Below are 15,746 nucleotides of genomic sequence, written 5' to 3'. Positions count from 1 at the left end.
AAATGAGATGACCTGGTTACAAAACCTTTTCAACTTTCTAGCGCTGAGCCTATTGCGCCTATTTGCCTTTCTTCCCTACAGGCTCACAATTTATGTTGGCCATGCCCTTGGATGGCTAGCCGCCCATATCCCAAATGAACGCGCCAAAGTAGTTAAAACCAACTTACATTTGTGCTTCCCGAGTTTGAGCGAACGAGAAATTACCGCTCTTGCGCTCACGCACTGGAAATTATTTGGTCGTAGCGTCATTGAGAGAAGCCGCATCTGGCTTGGCAGCGGTAAACAAATTACTGACATTGTGACAGTCAAATCCGCTATTACTTTGGGCGACCGTAAGCCGCGCCTCTTAATCAACCCTCACTTTGTTGGACTTGAAGGGGGCTTCATGGCCCTCTCAGTTTTAGCAAGTCAGCATGATTGGCCGAGGGGCGCGGGACTGTACCAAAATATGAAGAATCCTTTTTTTAATCAAAAAATGATTGAATGGAGAAATCGCTTTGGAGGTAAGTCAATCGAAAGACAAAGCCGCTTGCGCGATCTGATTCGAGAGATTCAGTCAGGCAACTTCATTTTTATTGCGCCTGATATTGACCTCGGTCCAAGAGATTCAATCTTTGTTCCCTTCTTTGGCATTCAAACAAATACCATTACATCCGTTTCGCGCTTAGCAAGGCTGAGTGGCGCAGAAGTCTGTCTCATGACTACGACTCTCAATGAAGATCGCAGTGGCTATACCTGCAACATTAGCGCCCCCCTACCGAATTTTCCTAGCGATGATGTGAAAACAGATACTGAGCGACTTAACCAATACATTGAAGAACTTGTTCGGGAAAGGCCAGCAGAGTACTATTGGGTACATAAACGCTTCAAACATAGGCCTCCTGGCGAGCCCAGTTTCTACAACTAAAGCAAACAACTGACTATACGGAAGTACCTTTGAGTATGAATTCAAATAGCCCCGCACAAAAATTGCGTTTCACCAAGATGCATGGGGCAGGCAATGACTTCATTGTGCTTAATGGTATTGATCAAGACCTGAGCAACATTACTCGAGAGCAATGGCAGAAGCTTGCCCATCGTCAATTTGGCATTGGTGCAGATCAGATCTTGCTAGTAGAAAAAGCAACTCGCCCAGATGCAGATTTTCGCTATCGTATTTTTAATTCTGACGGTGGCGAAGTTGAACAGTGCGGCAATGGTTCGCGCTGCTTTGTTCGCTTTGTATTGGATCAAGGCCTCTCAAGCAAAAACCCAATAAGAGTTGAGGTTGCACATACTGTTTTAACCCTAAAGTCCCATCCTGATGGGCAGGTAGAAGTTGATATGGGGGCGCCCGTTTTCGAGCACAGTCATATTCCCTTCAATTCCAACGGCCTCGCTAGCAAACAAGAATTTCATGAAATTCTGTATGCACTCCCGACTAGCAATCATCCTGGCGCACATGATGATTGGGTTGGCGTGGTATCTATGGGCAACCCTCATGCAGTTCAAGTAGTAGGTGATATTGACAGTGCCCCAGTAAAAGAGGAAGGGCCTTTCATCGAAAAACATCCAGCATTCCCAAGACGCGTAAATGCAGGTTACATGCAAGTCATCAGCCGCAATCAAATCAAACTGCGCGTCTATGAGCGTGGCGCTGGTGAAACGCTTGCCTGTGGAACGGGTGCCTGTGCTGCAGTAGTTTCTGGTATTCGACGCGGCATGCTGGACTCTCCAGTCAAAGTTCAGACGCGTGGTGGAACGCTAGAGATAAGTTGGGGCGGAATAGTGAACGGCGTAGCTCAGCCAGTCATCATGACAGGCCCGGCTGTTACCGTCTTTGAAGGCGAAACCGAGATCTAAGCAAACTCGCTTAAATGCCGTACTGCTCGCGATAGGCCTTCACCGCTGGCAAGTAATTGGTTAGCTCTACATCACTTGACGCCATGAGGAAAGCCATCAAATCCGCGAGGTTTGCAATAGCGATTACTGGCAATCCAAATTCTTCCTCAACGGCTTGCACTGCAGACTTATCACCAATCTGCGTCGCAGTACCCGACTTCTCCATGCGATCCAATGCAATTAACACTGCGGCAGGTTGGGCGCCAGCAGCACGAATCAATTCCACAGACTCTCGCACAGAAGTGCCGGCAGATATCACATCATCTACGATGACCACTCTACCTTTAACGGGGGCGCCAACAAGAGTCCCGCCCTCTCCGTGATCTTTAGCTTCTTTACGGTTGTAGGCATAAGGCACGCTGCGACCATCATCAGCCAAAGCAATCGCCGTAGCCGCGGCAAGAGTAATGCCCTTATAAGCGGGTCCGTACAGCATATCGAAATCAATCTTTGACTCTTGCAGAGCTTTGGCGTAATAACGACCCAGGGCACTGAGGCGTGCCCCATCATTAAAACCGCCTGCATTAAAGAAATAAGGTGATAGCCTTCCCGCTTTGGTTTTAAACTCCCCAAACGATAAAACCTTTGCCTCTAGGGCAAAACGAATAAAGTTAACCCGATTAGAATTTTCTGAGCTCATAGGCCTATATGTTACGCATCATTTCCGCCAACCTCAACGGTATCCGTTCTGCAGTCAAAAAAGGCTTTTTGCCATGGGCTGTAAAGCAGCAGGCAGACTTCATCTGTATGCAGGAGCTTAAGGCTCAGCGAGATGATCTTGAGGATACCATCCTCAATCCCGACGGGCTTCATGGCTACTTCCATCATGCTGAGAAAAAAGGCTATAGCGGCTGCGGTATTTATACACCCCACAAACCTGACGATGTTCTTTATGGCTATGGCAATGACGAGTTTGATGCTGAGGGTCGCTATGTGGAGGCTCGCTTCAAAACACTCTCTGTGATTTCGGTATATATGCCTTCTGGATCAAGCTCACCAGAAAGACAAGAGGCCAAGTATCGTTACTTAGATAGTTTCCTGCCTCACCTGATTAAGCTCAAAAAAACTGGTCGAGAAATCGTATTGTGTGGCGACGTCAATATTGCACACCATGAAATCGATCTCAAAAACTGGAAGGGTAACGTTAAGAACTCAGGATTTTTACCTGAAGAGCGTGCATGGCTGAGCAATCTATTTGATAAAGTTGGCTACGTAGATGTCTATCGCAAGATTGAGCCTGAGGCTAGTGAGACCTGCTATACATGGTGGAGTAATCGCGGCCAAGCCTATGCCAAAAATGTGGGATGGCGCATTGACTATCAAATCGCTACTCCTGAAATTGCTAAGAGCGCTCAAAAAACTGCCGTTTACAAGGATGAGCGCTTCTCAGATCATGCACCCTTAATAGTGGATTACAACTACTCCATCTAGGCATAGGCCGAACTTACTGTTGATGAGCAACTTGAGCGTCGTGCTTTTTAAATTCGACGACATGCAGGCGAATCGCTAGCCAAATCAAGACCAACACTGGCGCCCCAATGATGGCGGTGCCATAAAAGAAAGCCTGGTAACCAAAAGCATCTACAAATGCACCAGAAAAGCCTGCCAACCACTTAGGCAACAACAACATCATTGAGCTAAATAAGGCGTACTGCGTTGCTGAATAACGAATGTTTGTTAAGGACGATAGAAAGGCAATAAATGCAGCGCTGGCAATCCCGGAACTCAGATTATCGGCCGAGATCACCCAAATCAGACCATGTAAATCATGTCCCTGAGTGGCGAGCCAAGCAAACAACACATTACTTAGCGCCGACAAAATAGCACCCAAAAACAAAATACGCATCACCCCAAATCGCATCGTTAAAACGCCACCAACAAAAGCGCCTACTAAAGTCATAATGACCCCAAACACCTTGCTCACGGCAGCAACCTCATCCTTGGTGTAACCCATATCAACGTAAAAGGGATTGGCCATAATCCCCATCACGACATCACTGATTCGGTAGATCGCAATCAAACATAAAATGATGACCGCATGCCATCCATAACGACAAATAAATTCTGCAAACGGCTCAACCAGTGTTTGATGAAGCCATTCTTTGGCGTTACGTACTTTGGCAAGCTGAACCCTTACAGGCTCTTTGCTTAATAAAGTGGTCATCACTCCAATGCCAATAGAAGCTGCCATACAAAAATAAGCAAAGTGCCAAGCGTCTACATCATAAGATCCGGAGCCCGTCTCGACTCGAGCCGCCAACCATAAAACACCAGCACCAGACCAAATCAAAGCAAGGCGATAGCCTGTTTGGTAAGTGGCCGATAGGGCAGCCTGACGATCACTATCTGCTGATTCAATTCGAAATGCATCCAAAGCAATATCTTGGGTAGCAGAACCAAAGGCTACAAGCAAGGCACACCAAACAATTTGATTTAGTGCGACCTTGGGATCGACGCCCGCCATTCCAAGAAGACCAAGCACAATCAAGATCTGCCCAAACAGAAGCCAACTGCGCCTTCTGCCAAACACTTTAGTCAAAATAGGAATGGGCAATCTATCTACTAAAGGCGCCCAAACCCACTTAAAGGCATAGATCAGACCTACCCAAGTTAAGTACCCAATGGTGCTTCGATCAATCCCCGCCTCTCTCAACCAAAAACTGAGCGTTCCTAGGATCAGCAAGAGTGGAAGCCCTGCGGAAAAGCCCAGGAAGAGCATTCGCAGACAGGGCCACTCCAGGTAAACCTGAAAATCTTTTAACCAGGACCGTACACCACTAAGCACGACGAACGCGGAACAAGGCAAGACTGCCAAATAAATTTGGCAGCAAGGTTACTTCCCTGCCCTCATGCAAGATGCAGCGATCAACAATCTCCAATCCAAGGCTAGAGGCCAGCCTTTCAAAGTCAGCAACAGTCAGTACGCGCACATTCGGCGTGTTGTACCACTTGTACGGCAGACTTTTGGACACAGGCATATGTCCCAGTCCCACTGCTAAGCGATGGGACCAGTGTCCAAAATTAGGAAAAGAAACAACAGACTCTTTGCCCACGCGAACGACTTCGCGCAGAATCTTTTCCGTTTGGTGAATCGTTTGAAGTGTTTGAGACAAGACAACTGTATCAAAACTATTGTTCTCAAATAAGGCTAAACCACCTTCAAGATTTTGCTGAATAACATTTAAACCTTTTTGCACACAAGAGAGTACGCGCTCATCATCAATCTCTACGCCATAGCAATGTACCGGTTTTTGAGTTTGTAAAAACTCTAAAAAACTACCGTCCCCACAACCCAAGTCTAAGACCTGAGTATTGGGGGCTATCCATTTGGCGATGGCTGCAAAATCTGCGCGCTTCATTTAAGGACCTCGCGCATTTTTCCAAAATAAGCACGAATCAGATTGTGATATCGAGAATCATCCAACAAAAAGGCATCATGCCCATGTGGGGCATCAATCTCGGCATAACTCACTTCACTCTTATTGCTCAGTAAAGACTCCACAATCTCGCGACTACGATTTGGCGGAAAACGCCAATCCGTTGAAAAACTCACGACTAAAAATTTCGCCTGCACCTCGGCCAAAGCTCGATTAAGACTGCCCCCATAACGACGGGACGGATCAAAGTAATCAAGTGCGCGAGTAATTAAAAGGTAAGTATTGGCATCAAAGTATGTGGAAAACTTATCCCCTTGATGACGCAAATAGCTTTCAACTTCAAACTCGACATCGAAGCTAAAACGATAATCATTTGACTCGCCATTGGGGCGCTGCAATTCACGTCCAAACTTTTCGGCCATATCGTCATCAGATAAATAGGTAATGTGACCGACCATGCGCGCCAATCTTAAGCCGCGCTTGGGTACAACGCCATGCTCATAGTAATTTCCACCATGAAAATCAGGGTCAGACAGAATGGCATTACGAGCGACTTCATTGAAGGCAATATTCTGTGCGCTCAATTTTGGGGTTGAGGCAATTACAATGCAGTGCTCCAAGCGTTTGGGAAACTGAATCGACCACGCCATGGCTTGCATACCACCGAGGCTTCCGCCCATCACCGCAGCAAATTTACGAATACCCAACTTATCTGCCAAGCGCGCTTGAGTATTGACCCAATCCTCAACGGTCACCACAGGGAAATCTGCGCCATAAGGCTTACCAGTTTCTGGATGAATACTCATTGGCCCAGTAGAGCCAAAGCAGGAGCCTAAGTTATTGACGCCAATTACAAAGAAATGATCTGTATCGACCGGCTTGCCAGGGCCAATCATGTTGTCCCACCATCCAATATCGTCTGGGTCTTCCGGATCTGGACCCGCAACATGATGCGAAGCATTGAGTGCATGACAAATTAGGATGGCATTACTTTTCTCTAGATTTAACTTGCCGTAAGTTTCAATAACTAGGTCGTAGCCAGACAATATGGCGCCACTTTGCAAAGGCAAGGGCTCGGCAAAATGGATAGTATTTCTAGAGAGGTGTAGCTCGCTCATTCGGAGAGAAGAATGCGAAGACTAATATCAGATGCTTCAGTTGGCTGCTTCTTAAAGCCGCTCCGAGCAAAGCGATGCCAGCGGCCCAAAACAAAACTCATCAACATGGCAGCACGAACACTGACCTCATCTTGACCCACCTGCCCCAATGCACCGCCTTGGGTTTGAGCAATTCGTAAAGCCTGCTTTAGGGATGCCTCAACGCGATCCAACACCTGAGTAATGCGCTCTTGCAAACGATCATCCTCTTGCAACAAGGCATCGCCTAATAGCACTCGGGTCATGCCAGGATTTTTCTCGGCGAAGAAAAGCAGCATCTGCAAAATTCCACGAGCCTGTGCAAGGCCAGATTCTTCTTTTTGATTGATTTGATTAATCAACCCAAAAACCGTTTGCTCAATGAAGGCAATTAAGCCCTCAAACATTTGTGCTTTGCTTGCAAAGTGCCGATAAAGGGCCGCCTCTGAAACTTGAATTTTGGCGGCTAAGGCTGCAGTGGTTACGCGCTCACCCCTGGGGTTTTGTAACATCTCCGCGAGCACTTGCAAAATTTGTAAGCGGCGCTCTCCTGGGCGAGGGCGCTTACGCGTCTTACCTGCCTCAGGAACACTGCTTGCAACTTCTGACGACTCTAAAGAATCACGCATAGTTTCACTTATCCCCAGCTTACCTAGAACGAATCATTGTTCCGAAAGCTTGCTCAGTCAGAATTTCTAATAATAAAGAGTGTTCAATACGACCATCAATAATATGCACTGAGTTCACGCCACTCTTAGCAGCATCTAACGCAGATGAGATTTTTGGTAGCATGCCGCCCGAGATCGTTCCATCGGCAAATAAATCATCGATTTCTCGCGCAGTTAAATCAGTCAATAGTGTGCCGTTTTTATCCATTACGCCTGGAATGTTAGTCATCATCACTAATTTTTCAGCATGCAAAATTTCAGCCATCTTGCCAGCAACTAAGTCAGCGTTAATATTGAACGCTTGACCTTCAGCGCTAAAGCCAATTGGAGAAATCACTGGAATAAACGCATCGTCTTGCAAGGCTTTTACAACCGCAGGATTAATAGCCTCAATCTCACCGACAAAACCAATATCCAATTTCTGTCCTGGATTTTTTTCGTCGGGGATCATCATTTTTCTTGCATGAATTAAACCACCATCTTTACCAGTCAAGCCAACTGCCTGTCCACCAAAGTGATTGATTAACATCACAATATCTTGCTGCACTTCGCCACCTAGAACCCACTCCACCACTTCCATGGTTTCTTCATCAGTAACGCGCATCCCTTGAATAAAAGTCCCTGTCTTGCCGATCTTCTTCAGAGCCTCATCAATTTGTGGGCCCCCACCATGCACTACAACAGGGTTCATGCCAACCAATTTCAGCAGAATCACATCCCGCGCAAAACTTTCTTTGAGGCGATCCTCAACCATGGCGTTCCCGCCATACTTAATCACAATGGTTTTACCGTGATATTGGCGAATATAAGGCAAAGCCTCGGCCAAAATTTCCGCCTTTAATAAAGGAGGAATATCAGCAAGAGAAGGTAAATGCTTAGTCATTGCAACCGAGGTATTAAGGGTTATTCGCCAAACAATTTTTGACGTAGTTCACGACGCTCTTGTGCTTCTAGCGATAAATTTGCTGTCGGCCTTGCAATTAAACGGGATAAGCCAATTGGCTCACCAGTCTCTTCGCACCAACCGTAATCAGCAGTCTCAATGCGCGCTAGAGCTTGCTCTACTTTTTTCAACAGCTTACGCTCACGATCACGGGTACGTAATTCAAGCGCATGTTCTTCTTCAATCGTTGCGCGATCCGCTGGATCCGGAACCAGAATATTTTCTCTGAGATGCTCAGTGGTCTCTGAAGCGTTTTTCAGAATGTCATCTTTGAGAGTCAATAATTTTTGACGGAAAAAATTTAACTGGGCTGCATTCATGTAATCCTTGTCAGCCATCTTGAGCAGTTCAGCCTCACTCAAAATCAAGGGGACGCTTTTTGTAGTCTTGCCGCTTACAGCCTTGCTAGCCTTTGGAGCCGCTGCAGTTTTTGTTGCTGTTTTTACCGTCATCTCATTCTTTCCAAGGGTTTGAAGCATTATTGCCTCATTCTGCCAAAGTTTTACGACCTTTTATCAATATTGACCGTGGCGGCAGATTGTATCCGAAGCTGGCTAGACCAAACATCCCTCAAGCCCAGCCAATAGGGTGTCCTTTGGCAAATCAATGCCAATAAATACCATTCGAGTTTGCTTGGGTTCAGCACCCCATGGACCAGCCAAATCGCTACCCATCATCTGGTGAACCCCCTGAAATACCACTTTTCGGTTGCTTCCCTTCACGTATAGGACGCCTTTGTAGCGCAACATCTTCTCGCCAAAGACCTCCAGAATGCCCCCTAGGAAGTCTTCCAATTTTTTATGATCAAAGGGTTTATCACTACGAAAAACGAAGGATTGGATGCGATCTGTATGCCCTGCATGCCCATGATGATCGTGACTATGGTCATGGCCGCAAGTGCTGTGATCATGATCCTCTGACTCTAAGAAATGGGGGTCAATGTCCAATTTGGCGTTCAAATTAAAGCCTTTGAGGTCCAAAACCGCCTCCAGTGGCACAACCCCCTTAGAAATCCCCTGAATGGGCGCTCTAGGGTTCATATGCATTAAACGCGTGCGCAATGCATCCACCTCGACAGGACTTACTAAATCTGTCTTGGTAATAAAAATTTGATCGGCAAAACCAACTTGACGCTGAGCCTCCTCATGCTCGGTGAGCTGTTGCTGGCCATGCTTGGCATCCACCAAGGTAACCACTGCATCCAAAACATAATGATCCGCTACGTCGTCATCCATGAAGAAGGTCTGAGCCACTGGACCAGGATTAGCAACGCCGGTAGTCTCAATGACAACACGGTCAAAACTAATTTTCTTGTTCTTACGTTGCTCCCATAGCTCATTAAGAGCATCAACCAAGTCGCCACGAATCGTGCAGCAAATGCAGCCATTACTCATCTGTACGATATTTTCTTGATTGTCTTGAACCAAAATATCGTTATCGATATTTTCTTCGCCGAACTCGTTTTCGATTACAGCAATTTTTTTGCCATGTTGTTCAGTGAGAATGTGCTTTAGCAGGGTAGTTTTACCGCTACCCAAAAAGCCCGTGAGAATCGTTACTGGAATCAGTGCCATCGTAAATCCATTCAAAATCGAAAAATCAATCATCCCCGGCGGGGGAAACCTAGTATCTTACCGAGTTCCTCAGCCTTTACCAGCCTTTGCACGAGGATGGGCTTTGTCATATGCCTGCGCTAGATGCTGAAAATCCAAAGACGTATAAATTTGAGTGCTAGCGATACTGGCATGTCCCAGCATTTCCTGGACCGCCCGCAAATCCTGCGAGGATTGCAATACATGGCTTGCAAAGCTATGGCGCATCATATGGGGGTGTACATGCGTCGGTAGCCCAGCACGCATGGCTAAGGTGCGTAAACGCGCCTGAACGGTACGCGGCGACAACCGAGCACCTCTGGCTGAAATGAACAAGGCCAAAGACTGTTCGGTACAGTCAGCCTCTTTCCGCAACTCTCGCCAAAACTGTAAAGACTGCATAGCGGGAGCCCCAACTGGAACCGAGCGACGCTTGCCACCTTTACCGAGCACCGTAACTTCAGCAGCATCCCAATCCAACCAGCCCGCAGACTCATATTGACGGTCTTTACTTTGCATTACATCTATACCCAGGAGCTCCGAAAGACGCAATCCAGAGGAGTACAGCAGATCGACAATTGCTGCATCCCGAATGGACTCAAGATCCTTCTTTTCTTGCGCCTCTTGAACCGCTTGATTAACCAGTGCTAATGCCTGCTCTACTGACAGTGCCTTAGGCAAAGACTTGAGGCGCTTAGGTGCCCTCACATCATCTACCGGATTAGCGCTTAATTTAATCTGCGCTCTGCCCGCCTGCCCATCTCTGCGCGCATCTTTTTCCGTAAGCCAGTCATACCAACCCCGCCAAGCAGAAAGGCCTCTAGCGATGGTTCTAGGTGACTTGCCCTTTGCGTGCCATCTCCCCGCCCAGCGACGAACATGAGCATTGCTGACCTTTAACAGCTCAACTGCATCATCGGTGGCAAAGTTTTGTAACTCAGCCAAATCCATGCGATACGCCTTGAGCGTATGAGGTGATAACTGACGCAATACATGTAGCTCGTGCAAATAATCTTGCACAAGCGGATGAAGTTCAGTCAGCTGTGGCTTCATAAGCCTGGACCCGATCTAAGGCAGCGGCAGTTAATTCGGCGATTTGGCGCAAATAGAAAGCACCCATGTCAGCAGTAAAGCGAGACTCATCCTTGCTAGCCAACAAAAGAACTGCCGGCGCCTGATTGCTTGATCCATTCTTACCTAAAGGCAGACCAATCGCCACCATACTTTGCCACTCAGGTTCGATAGTGATCTGGGTTGCCAATAAATCAATACTGGCAGCAGCCAATTCTTTTGCAGAACCGCACAATGGGGTATCAACCCAAGGGCCGAAGGCCTTATTTGGAGCAAGAATTTGTGCGGCATCCACTTCGAAGACTTCTGCTAAGCCAGCAGTTACCGCAACCTCTACATCCGCCTTATTGTTAGCGCGCATCAAGCGCAATAACCATGCAACCAAACCTTGCTGCGTTTTGTCATTACGACTTCCAAAGTGCAGCATCTCACTAAGACGGCGATTGAGCTCCTGATTTTGAGTGCGCAATATTGTCATTTGACGCTCTTGCAATGAAATCGCACGATCTTCATGTGGATGCTTCAAGCGAATTTCATTCAATAGACTGGCGTAACGCTCAAAGAAGCCGGGGGTTGCTCGCAACCACTCAGCCACCAACTCTTCTTGCTCTGCCTGCTTTGGATCGATTGCACTCATCTATTTCTTTCTCAATATTTCAATTACCGAATAACTTACCTAGATTCAACCCAGCTTTTTACGAAGCAACTCATTAACTTGACCTGGATTTGCCTTACCTTGTGAGGCCTTCATAATCTGGCCAACTAGCGCATTAAACGCTTTTTCTTTGCCAGAGCGAAACTCTTCAACTGATTTTTCATTGGCTGCCAATACCTTATCAATCATGGCCTCAAGCGCACCGCTGTCACTAATCTGCTTCAAACCTTTGACATCAATAATGTGATCTACAGTGCTGATTGCCTTCCCTGCCAGAGCCTCTTCCCACAGAATGGCAAAAATATCTTTGGCAATCTTGTTGGAGATCGTGCCATCTGCCGTACGCGTCAATAACGGAGCCAAATGTTCGGGCTTCAAAGGCACATCAGCCACAGCAATACCAGCGCGATTTACGGCGGAGGCAAATTCACCAGCAATTAAATTAGCCGCTGCTTTTGCCAAAGGCTTCCCTGTAATTGCTAACAAGCTCTCAAATACTTTTGCAGTATCACGGTCTTGTGTCAGTAGCTGCGTGTCATAAGCACTCAAACCAAACTCACTTTGCCATTCCTTGCGCAATTGTGCTGGCAATGCAGGCATCTTGCTGCGCACTTCAGAAATCCAAGCATCATCGATGACTACCGGCAACAAGTCCGGATCTGGGAAGTAGCGATAATCATTTGCATCTTCTTTGCTGCGCATGCTTCGTGTTTCTTGGCGATCGGGATCGTATAAACGTGTCTCTTGAATAACCTTACCGCCGTCTTCTATTAATTCGATTTGGCGACGTACTTCATGTTGAATTGCCTCCTCCAGAAAGCGGAATGAATTCAGATTTTTTATCTCGCAACGCGTGCCGAACTCTGCTTGACCTAAAGGGCGGACTGAAACGTTGGCATCACAACGAAAAGAACCTTCTTGCATATTGCCATCGCACACCCCTAGCCAAACAACCAAGCCATGCAAAGCTTTTGCATAAGCCACAGCTTCTGCAGCGCTGCGCATAACGGGCTCAGTAACAATTTCTAACAGCGGTGTGCCGGCACGATTTAAGTCAATGCCACTAGAGGCTTCGCCATGGGGGCCAGTAAAATCCTCCTCATGGACTGATTTTCCGGCGTCCTCTTCCATGTGGGCGCGAGTCAGCTCCACTACCTTCAGCTCGTCACCCACTAAGATTTCTAGCTGGCCACCAACCACTATGGGAAGATCCATCTGGCTAATTTGATAGCCCTTGGGTAGGTCTGGATAAAAGTAGTTTTTGCGAGCAAAAATACTAGCTGGCGAAATCTTGGCGCCAACCGCTAAGCCAAAACAAATAGCATGCTCGACTGCCTGACGATTTAGGACTGGCAACACTCCCGGCAGAGCCAAATCCACTGCGCACGCTTGCGTATTAGGCTCTGCGCCAAAGCGGGTACTTGCGCCACTAAAAATCTTTGATTGTGTTTTTAATTGCGCGTGGGTTTCTAAACCGATAACGACTTCCCATTGCATCATGCCACCTCGCCAGCTTGTCGCAAGTGCCAATCACTGGCTTGCTGATATTGATGCGCAACTTGCAATAAGCGCGCTTCGGAAAAATAGTTGCCGATAAATTGCATGCCAATGGGCAGGTTATTGGAACTGAAACCACAAGGAACACTCATTGCAGGTAGTCCTGCCAAGTTTGTTGAGAGAGTGTAAATATCTTCCAAATACATCTGTACTGGATCTTTTGATTTTTCACCTAAACGCCATGCAACATCAGGCGCCACAGGGCCAAGAATGATATCGCAGCGACTAAATGCCGCCTGAAAATCAGCAGCAATAATGCGACGAATTTTTTGAGCCTGCAAGTAGTAGGCATCGTAATAGCCGTGACAAAGGACATAGGTCCCAATCAAGATACGACGCTTTACCTCTGCTCCAAAACCTTCCGTACGAGATTTGGCATACATTTCTGACAGATCGTGATATTCCTGAGCTCGATGGCCATAACGAACACCATCAAAACGGCTCAAATTGCTCGATGCCTCTGCAGGGGCCAACACATAATAAACAGGGATCGATAGCTTCGTTTTTGGTAGGCTCACCTCTATCAGCTCGGCACCCATGGCTTGCAAAGCTTTAGCCGCATTGTTGACCGAGTGGGCAACATCCTCTGCCAAGCCTTCAGCAAAAAACTCTTTAGGCAAGCCAATCCGCAAGCCTTCCAAAGGTTTTGCAGGATTCGCATTGCCTTCCTTCCAAGGCGCTTGCAAATAACGGCCATAGTCTTCGCCTGAATCGGCCAAAGAGGTGGAGTCGCGCGGGTCATGCGAAGACATTGCGGAAAGCAATAAAGCACAATCTTCAGCTGTCTTTCCCATAGGGCCAGCCTGATCCAAAGAGGATGCATAGGCAATCATCCCGTAACGAGACACACGCCCATAGCTTGGCTTAATACCTGTTAACCCACAAAAAGCAGCTGGCTGTCGTATCGACCCACCTGTATCCGTGCCAGTTGCAATCGGGGCCAAGCCTGCAGCCACCGCGGCTGCTGAACCACCAGAAGATCCTCCAGCGACATATGCAGAATTCCAAGGATTTAAGACTGGTCCATAGGCAGAGTTTTCATTGGAAGACCCCATTGCAAACTCATCCATATTGGTTTTGCCCAAACAAACCATACCAGCACCATTTGGATTCTCAGCGCTCGGAATACCCAAATTGGCAACCACAGTTGCATCGAATGGGCTGAGGTAACCATCGAGGATTTTGGAGGCTGCCGTAGACCTCCAGCCACGCGTTACAAACACATCTTTATGGGCCACTGGGATGCCTGTCAACTTCCCAGACTTCCCGGCAGCAATTAAAGAGTCTGCAGCAGATGCTTGCTCTAAACTTAAGTGAGTATTCACATCTAAGTAGGCATTCCACTGTTTTCCAGACTCAATTCGCTCTAAAAAGTACTTAGTCAGCTCTGTACTAGAAACCTCTTTTGCAGCAAGAGCCTTTGCCATTAATGCAATGGGGGTGGTGTGCCAACTCATTCGATCACCCGTGGAACTAAAAAATAGCCATCCTGTTGAGCCGGGGCAGATTGCATGTTTTCGGTGTGGCGATCGAACTCAGTTACCTGGTCCACACGCAAAGGCTGCGCCAAGTCTCGCAAAAAAAGGATCGGATGAGCTAAGGGCTCAAGACCCGTTGTATCGACGGCCTGCATCTCCTCAACCAGGGAAAAAATGGCCTGTAATTGAGGCAAAACTGCCTCTGCTTCTGCCTGACTTAACTCAAGCTTCGAAAGGTGCGCAATGCGCTGGACATCATCAAGTTTCATGGGGCGCTAGAGTATCATTCCTATATATATTTATTAACACCTACTATTTTCCCACTACATCATGTTTGGTTTTTTCCGCAGCTACTTTTCCAATGACCTAGCCATCGACCTAGGAACCGCAAATACCTTAATTTATATGCGTGATCGGGGTATTGTGCTTGATGAGCCGTCAGTTGTGGCAATTCGTACAGAAGGTGGCCCAAGCGGCAAAAAAACCATATTGGCAGTCGGAAAAGAAGCAAAAGCGATGTTGGGACGCGTTCCCGGGAATATTGAGGCAATTCGCCCAATGAAAGACGGGGTTATTGCCGATTTCACCATCACCGAGCAAATGCTCAAGCAATTTATCAAGCTGGTGCATGAGAGCAAGTTGTTAAAGCCGAGCCCACGCATCATTATTTGCGTACCTTGTGGCTCAACTCAAGTTGAGCGTCGTGCCATTCGTGAGTCCGCACTAGGTGCGGGTGCTTCCCAAGTATTTCTAATTGAAGAGCCTATGGCTGCTGCAATTGGTGCAGGCCTCCCGGTTTCCGAAGCAGCAGGTTCAATGGTGGTCGATATCGGCGGCGGTACTACTGAAGTTGGTGTGATGTCTTTAGGCGGCATGGTTTACAAAGGCTCCGTTCGCGTAGGTGGCGACAAATTCGATGAGGCAATTACAAACTACATTCGCCGTAACTTCGGAATGTTGATTGGTGAACAAACGGCTGAATTGATTAAAAAGACTATTGGCTCTGCATTCCCTGGTGCCGAAGTACGCGAGATGGAAGTGAAGGGTCGCAATCTTTCAGAAGGCATCCCGCGTAGCTTCACAGTAACAAGCAACGAAATTCTCGAAGCGCTGACTGATCCACTAAACCAAATAGTGACTGCTGTAAAAGCAGCGCTTGAACAAATTCCACCTGAGCTTGCTTCTGATATCGCTGAACGCGGCATGATGCTAACAGGCGGTGGAGCATTGCTACGCGATTTAGATCGCCTGCTCTTGGAAGAAACTGGGTTGCCCATTCATGTGGCAGAAGATCCTCTCACTTGCGTCGCTCGTGGTTGCGGTATTGCACTAGAGCGCATGGACAAGCTGGGCGGAGTGTTTTCGCAAGAATAATCGACTGACACGTC

Annotated in this window: 17 protein-coding genes; 4 read left to right on the top strand and 13 right to left on the bottom strand. The window is 47.4% G+C overall.

Annotated elements, in window-relative coordinates:
• Positions 1 to 7 precede the first annotated feature (7 nt).
• Together ICN46_RS00465 and dapF are read left to right on the top strand one after the other, a co-directional pair.
• Positions 8 to 907, top strand: coding sequence for an LpxL/LpxP family acyltransferase (locus ICN46_RS00465; protein ID WP_216203415.1), 900 nt, complete (start codon positions 8 to 10; stop codon positions 905 to 907).
• 35 nt (positions 908 to 942) lie between these two features.
• Entirely contained in the window at positions 943 to 1,842 is a 900-nt protein-coding gene (gene dapF, locus ICN46_RS00460) for a diaminopimelate epimerase (protein WP_255538672.1), read from the top strand.
• A gap of 10 nt (positions 1,843 to 1,852) precedes the next feature.
• Here the strand turns inward: dapF and pyrE are convergent, their stop codons facing one another.
• Complete coding sequence (gene pyrE, locus ICN46_RS00455; protein ID WP_216203413.1) at positions 1,853 to 2,521, bottom strand: orotate phosphoribosyltransferase; 669 nt, start codon at positions 2,519 to 2,521, stop codon at positions 1,853 to 1,855.
• Positions 2,522 to 2,529: 8 nt separating this feature from the next.
• On the opposite strand from pyrE, the gene ICN46_RS00450 reads away from it, so the two are divergent.
• Entirely contained in the window at positions 2,530 to 3,312 is a 783-nt protein-coding gene (locus ICN46_RS00450) for an exodeoxyribonuclease III (RefSeq protein WP_216203411.1), read from the top strand.
• A 13-nt stretch (positions 3,313 to 3,325) separates the two neighbouring features.
• On the opposite strand, the gene ICN46_RS00445 is transcribed toward ICN46_RS00450, so the two are convergent.
• The 12 genes from ICN46_RS00445 to gatC form a co-directional block, all read right to left on the bottom strand.
• On the bottom strand, positions 3,326 to 4,687 hold the full coding sequence (locus ICN46_RS00445; protein ID WP_370625461.1) for an AmpG family muropeptide MFS transporter: 1,362 nt from the start codon (positions 4,685 to 4,687) through the stop codon (positions 3,326 to 3,328).
• The gene (metW, locus tag ICN46_RS00440) at positions 4,659 to 5,240 is read right to left on the bottom strand and encodes a methionine biosynthesis protein MetW (protein ID WP_216203407.1); all 582 of its coding nucleotides are present in this window, start codon (positions 5,238 to 5,240) and stop codon (positions 4,659 to 4,661) included. The genes ICN46_RS00445 and metW overlap by 29 nt, the downstream gene beginning before the upstream one ends.
• On the bottom strand, positions 5,237 to 6,376 hold the full coding sequence (metX, locus tag ICN46_RS00435) for a homoserine O-succinyltransferase MetX (protein WP_216203405.1): 1,140 nt from the start codon (positions 6,374 to 6,376) through the stop codon (positions 5,237 to 5,239). Before metX ends, metW begins: the two co-directional genes overlap by 4 nt.
• On the bottom strand, positions 6,373 to 7,023 hold the full coding sequence (gene slmA / locus ICN46_RS00430; RefSeq protein ID WP_216203403.1) for a nucleoid occlusion factor SlmA: 651 nt from the start codon (positions 7,021 to 7,023) through the stop codon (positions 6,373 to 6,375). Before slmA ends, metX begins: the two co-directional genes overlap by 4 nt.
• Positions 7,024 to 7,042: 19 nt before the next feature.
• Entirely contained in the window at positions 7,043 to 7,945 is a 903-nt protein-coding gene (gene argB, locus ICN46_RS00425; protein ID WP_216203401.1) for an acetylglutamate kinase, read from the bottom strand.
• Positions 7,946 to 7,965: 20 nt separating this feature from the next.
• Positions 7,966 to 8,343 carry an RNA polymerase-binding protein DksA gene (gene dksA / locus ICN46_RS00420; RefSeq protein WP_216203967.1) on the bottom strand — a complete coding sequence of 126 codons (378 nt, stop codon included), beginning with the start codon at positions 8,341 to 8,343 and terminating at the stop codon, positions 7,966 to 7,968.
• A 216-nt stretch (positions 8,344 to 8,559) separates the two neighbouring features.
• Positions 8,560 to 9,579 (bottom strand): CobW family GTP-binding protein, encoded by a 1,020-nt coding sequence (locus tag ICN46_RS00415; RefSeq protein ID WP_216203399.1) that lies wholly within the window; start codon positions 9,577 to 9,579, stop codon positions 8,560 to 8,562.
• 69 nt (positions 9,580 to 9,648) lie between these two features.
• Positions 9,649 to 10,650 carry a tyrosine recombinase XerC gene (locus ICN46_RS00410; RefSeq protein ID WP_216203397.1) on the bottom strand — a complete coding sequence of 334 codons (1,002 nt, stop codon included), beginning with the start codon at positions 10,648 to 10,650 and terminating at the stop codon, positions 9,649 to 9,651.
• Positions 10,631 to 11,305, bottom strand: a complete 675-nt coding sequence (locus ICN46_RS00405; RefSeq protein ID WP_216203396.1) for a DUF484 family protein — start codon at positions 11,303 to 11,305, stop codon at positions 10,631 to 10,633. Before ICN46_RS00405 ends, ICN46_RS00410 begins: the two co-directional genes overlap by 20 nt.
• 45 nt (positions 11,306 to 11,350) lie before the next feature.
• Complete coding sequence (gatB, locus tag ICN46_RS00400) at positions 11,351 to 12,823, bottom strand: Asp-tRNA(Asn)/Glu-tRNA(Gln) amidotransferase subunit GatB (protein ID WP_370625460.1); 1,473 nt, start codon at positions 12,821 to 12,823, stop codon at positions 11,351 to 11,353.
• Positions 12,820 to 14,337: an Asp-tRNA(Asn)/Glu-tRNA(Gln) amidotransferase subunit GatA gene (gatA, locus tag ICN46_RS00395; protein ID WP_216203393.1), complete on the bottom strand. Its 1,518-nt coding sequence runs from the start codon at positions 14,335 to 14,337 to the stop codon at positions 12,820 to 12,822. The genes gatB and gatA overlap by 4 nt, the downstream gene beginning before the upstream one ends.
• The gene (gene gatC, locus ICN46_RS00390; protein ID WP_216203391.1) at positions 14,334 to 14,627 is read right to left on the bottom strand and encodes an Asp-tRNA(Asn)/Glu-tRNA(Gln) amidotransferase subunit GatC; all 294 of its coding nucleotides are present in this window, start codon (positions 14,625 to 14,627) and stop codon (positions 14,334 to 14,336) included. The genes gatA and gatC overlap by 4 nt, the downstream gene beginning before the upstream one ends.
• 61 nt (positions 14,628 to 14,688) lie before the next feature.
• On the opposite strand from gatC, the gene ICN46_RS00385 reads away from it, so the two are divergent.
• The gene (locus ICN46_RS00385; protein WP_216203389.1) at positions 14,689 to 15,732 is read left to right on the top strand and encodes a rod shape-determining protein; all 1,044 of its coding nucleotides are present in this window, start codon (positions 14,689 to 14,691) and stop codon (positions 15,730 to 15,732) included.
• The last annotated feature ends 14 nt before the right edge of the window (positions 15,733 to 15,746 follow it).

This window comes from Polynucleobacter sp. Latsch14-2, from assembly GCF_018881925.1.
In the GTDB taxonomy this organism is placed as follows: domain Bacteria; phylum Pseudomonadota; class Gammaproteobacteria; order Burkholderiales; family Burkholderiaceae; genus Polynucleobacter.
Note: the sequence above shows the minus strand (reverse complement) of the source record. Positions and strands in the feature narration are given on the sequence as shown.

Coding starts and splice junctions, on each gene's coding strand:
- ICN46_RS00465 (WP_216203415.1), top strand. CDS start 8: ATGACCTGGTTACAAAACCTTTTCAACTTTCTAGCGCTGAGCCTATTG.
- dapF (WP_255538672.1), top strand. CDS start 943: ATGAATTCAAATAGCCCCGCACAAAAATTGCGTTTCACCAAGATGCAT.
- pyrE (WP_216203413.1), bottom strand. CDS start 2,521: ATGAGCTCAGAAAATTCTAATCGGGTTAACTTTATTCGTTTTGCCCTA.
- ICN46_RS00450 (WP_216203411.1), top strand. CDS start 2,530: ATGTTACGCATCATTTCCGCCAACCTCAACGGTATCCGTTCTGCAGTC.
- metW (WP_216203407.1), bottom strand. CDS start 5,240: ATGAAGCGCGCAGATTTTGCAGCCATCGCCAAATGGATAGCCCCCAAT.
- metX (WP_216203405.1), bottom strand. CDS start 6,376: ATGAGCGAGCTACACCTCTCTAGAAATACTATCCATTTTGCCGAGCCC.
- slmA (WP_216203403.1), bottom strand. CDS start 7,023: ATGCGTGATTCTTTAGAGTCGTCAGAAGTTGCAAGCAGTGTTCCTGAG.
- argB (WP_216203401.1), bottom strand. CDS start 7,945: ATGACTAAGCATTTACCTTCTCTTGCTGATATTCCTCCTTTATTAAAG.
- dksA (WP_216203967.1), bottom strand. CDS start 8,343: ATGGCTGACAAGGATTACATGAATGCAGCCCAGTTAAATTTTTTCCGT.
- ICN46_RS00415 (WP_216203399.1), bottom strand. CDS start 9,579: ATGGCACTGATTCCAGTAACGATTCTCACGGGCTTTTTGGGTAGCGGT.
- ICN46_RS00410 (WP_216203397.1), bottom strand. CDS start 10,650: ATGAAGCCACAGCTGACTGAACTTCATCCGCTTGTGCAAGATTATTTG.
- ICN46_RS00405 (WP_216203396.1), bottom strand. CDS start 11,305: ATGAGTGCAATCGATCCAAAGCAGGCAGAGCAAGAAGAGTTGGTGGCT.
- gatB (WP_370625460.1), bottom strand. CDS start 12,823: ATGATGCAATGGGAAGTCGTTATCGGTTTAGAAACCCACGCGCAATTA.
- gatA (WP_216203393.1), bottom strand. CDS start 14,337: ATGAGTTGGCACACCACCCCCATTGCATTAATGGCAAAGGCTCTTGCT.
- gatC (WP_216203391.1), bottom strand. CDS start 14,627: ATGAAACTTGATGATGTCCAGCGCATTGCGCACCTTTCGAAGCTTGAG.
- ICN46_RS00385 (WP_216203389.1), top strand. CDS start 14,689: ATGTTTGGTTTTTTCCGCAGCTACTTTTCCAATGACCTAGCCATCGAC.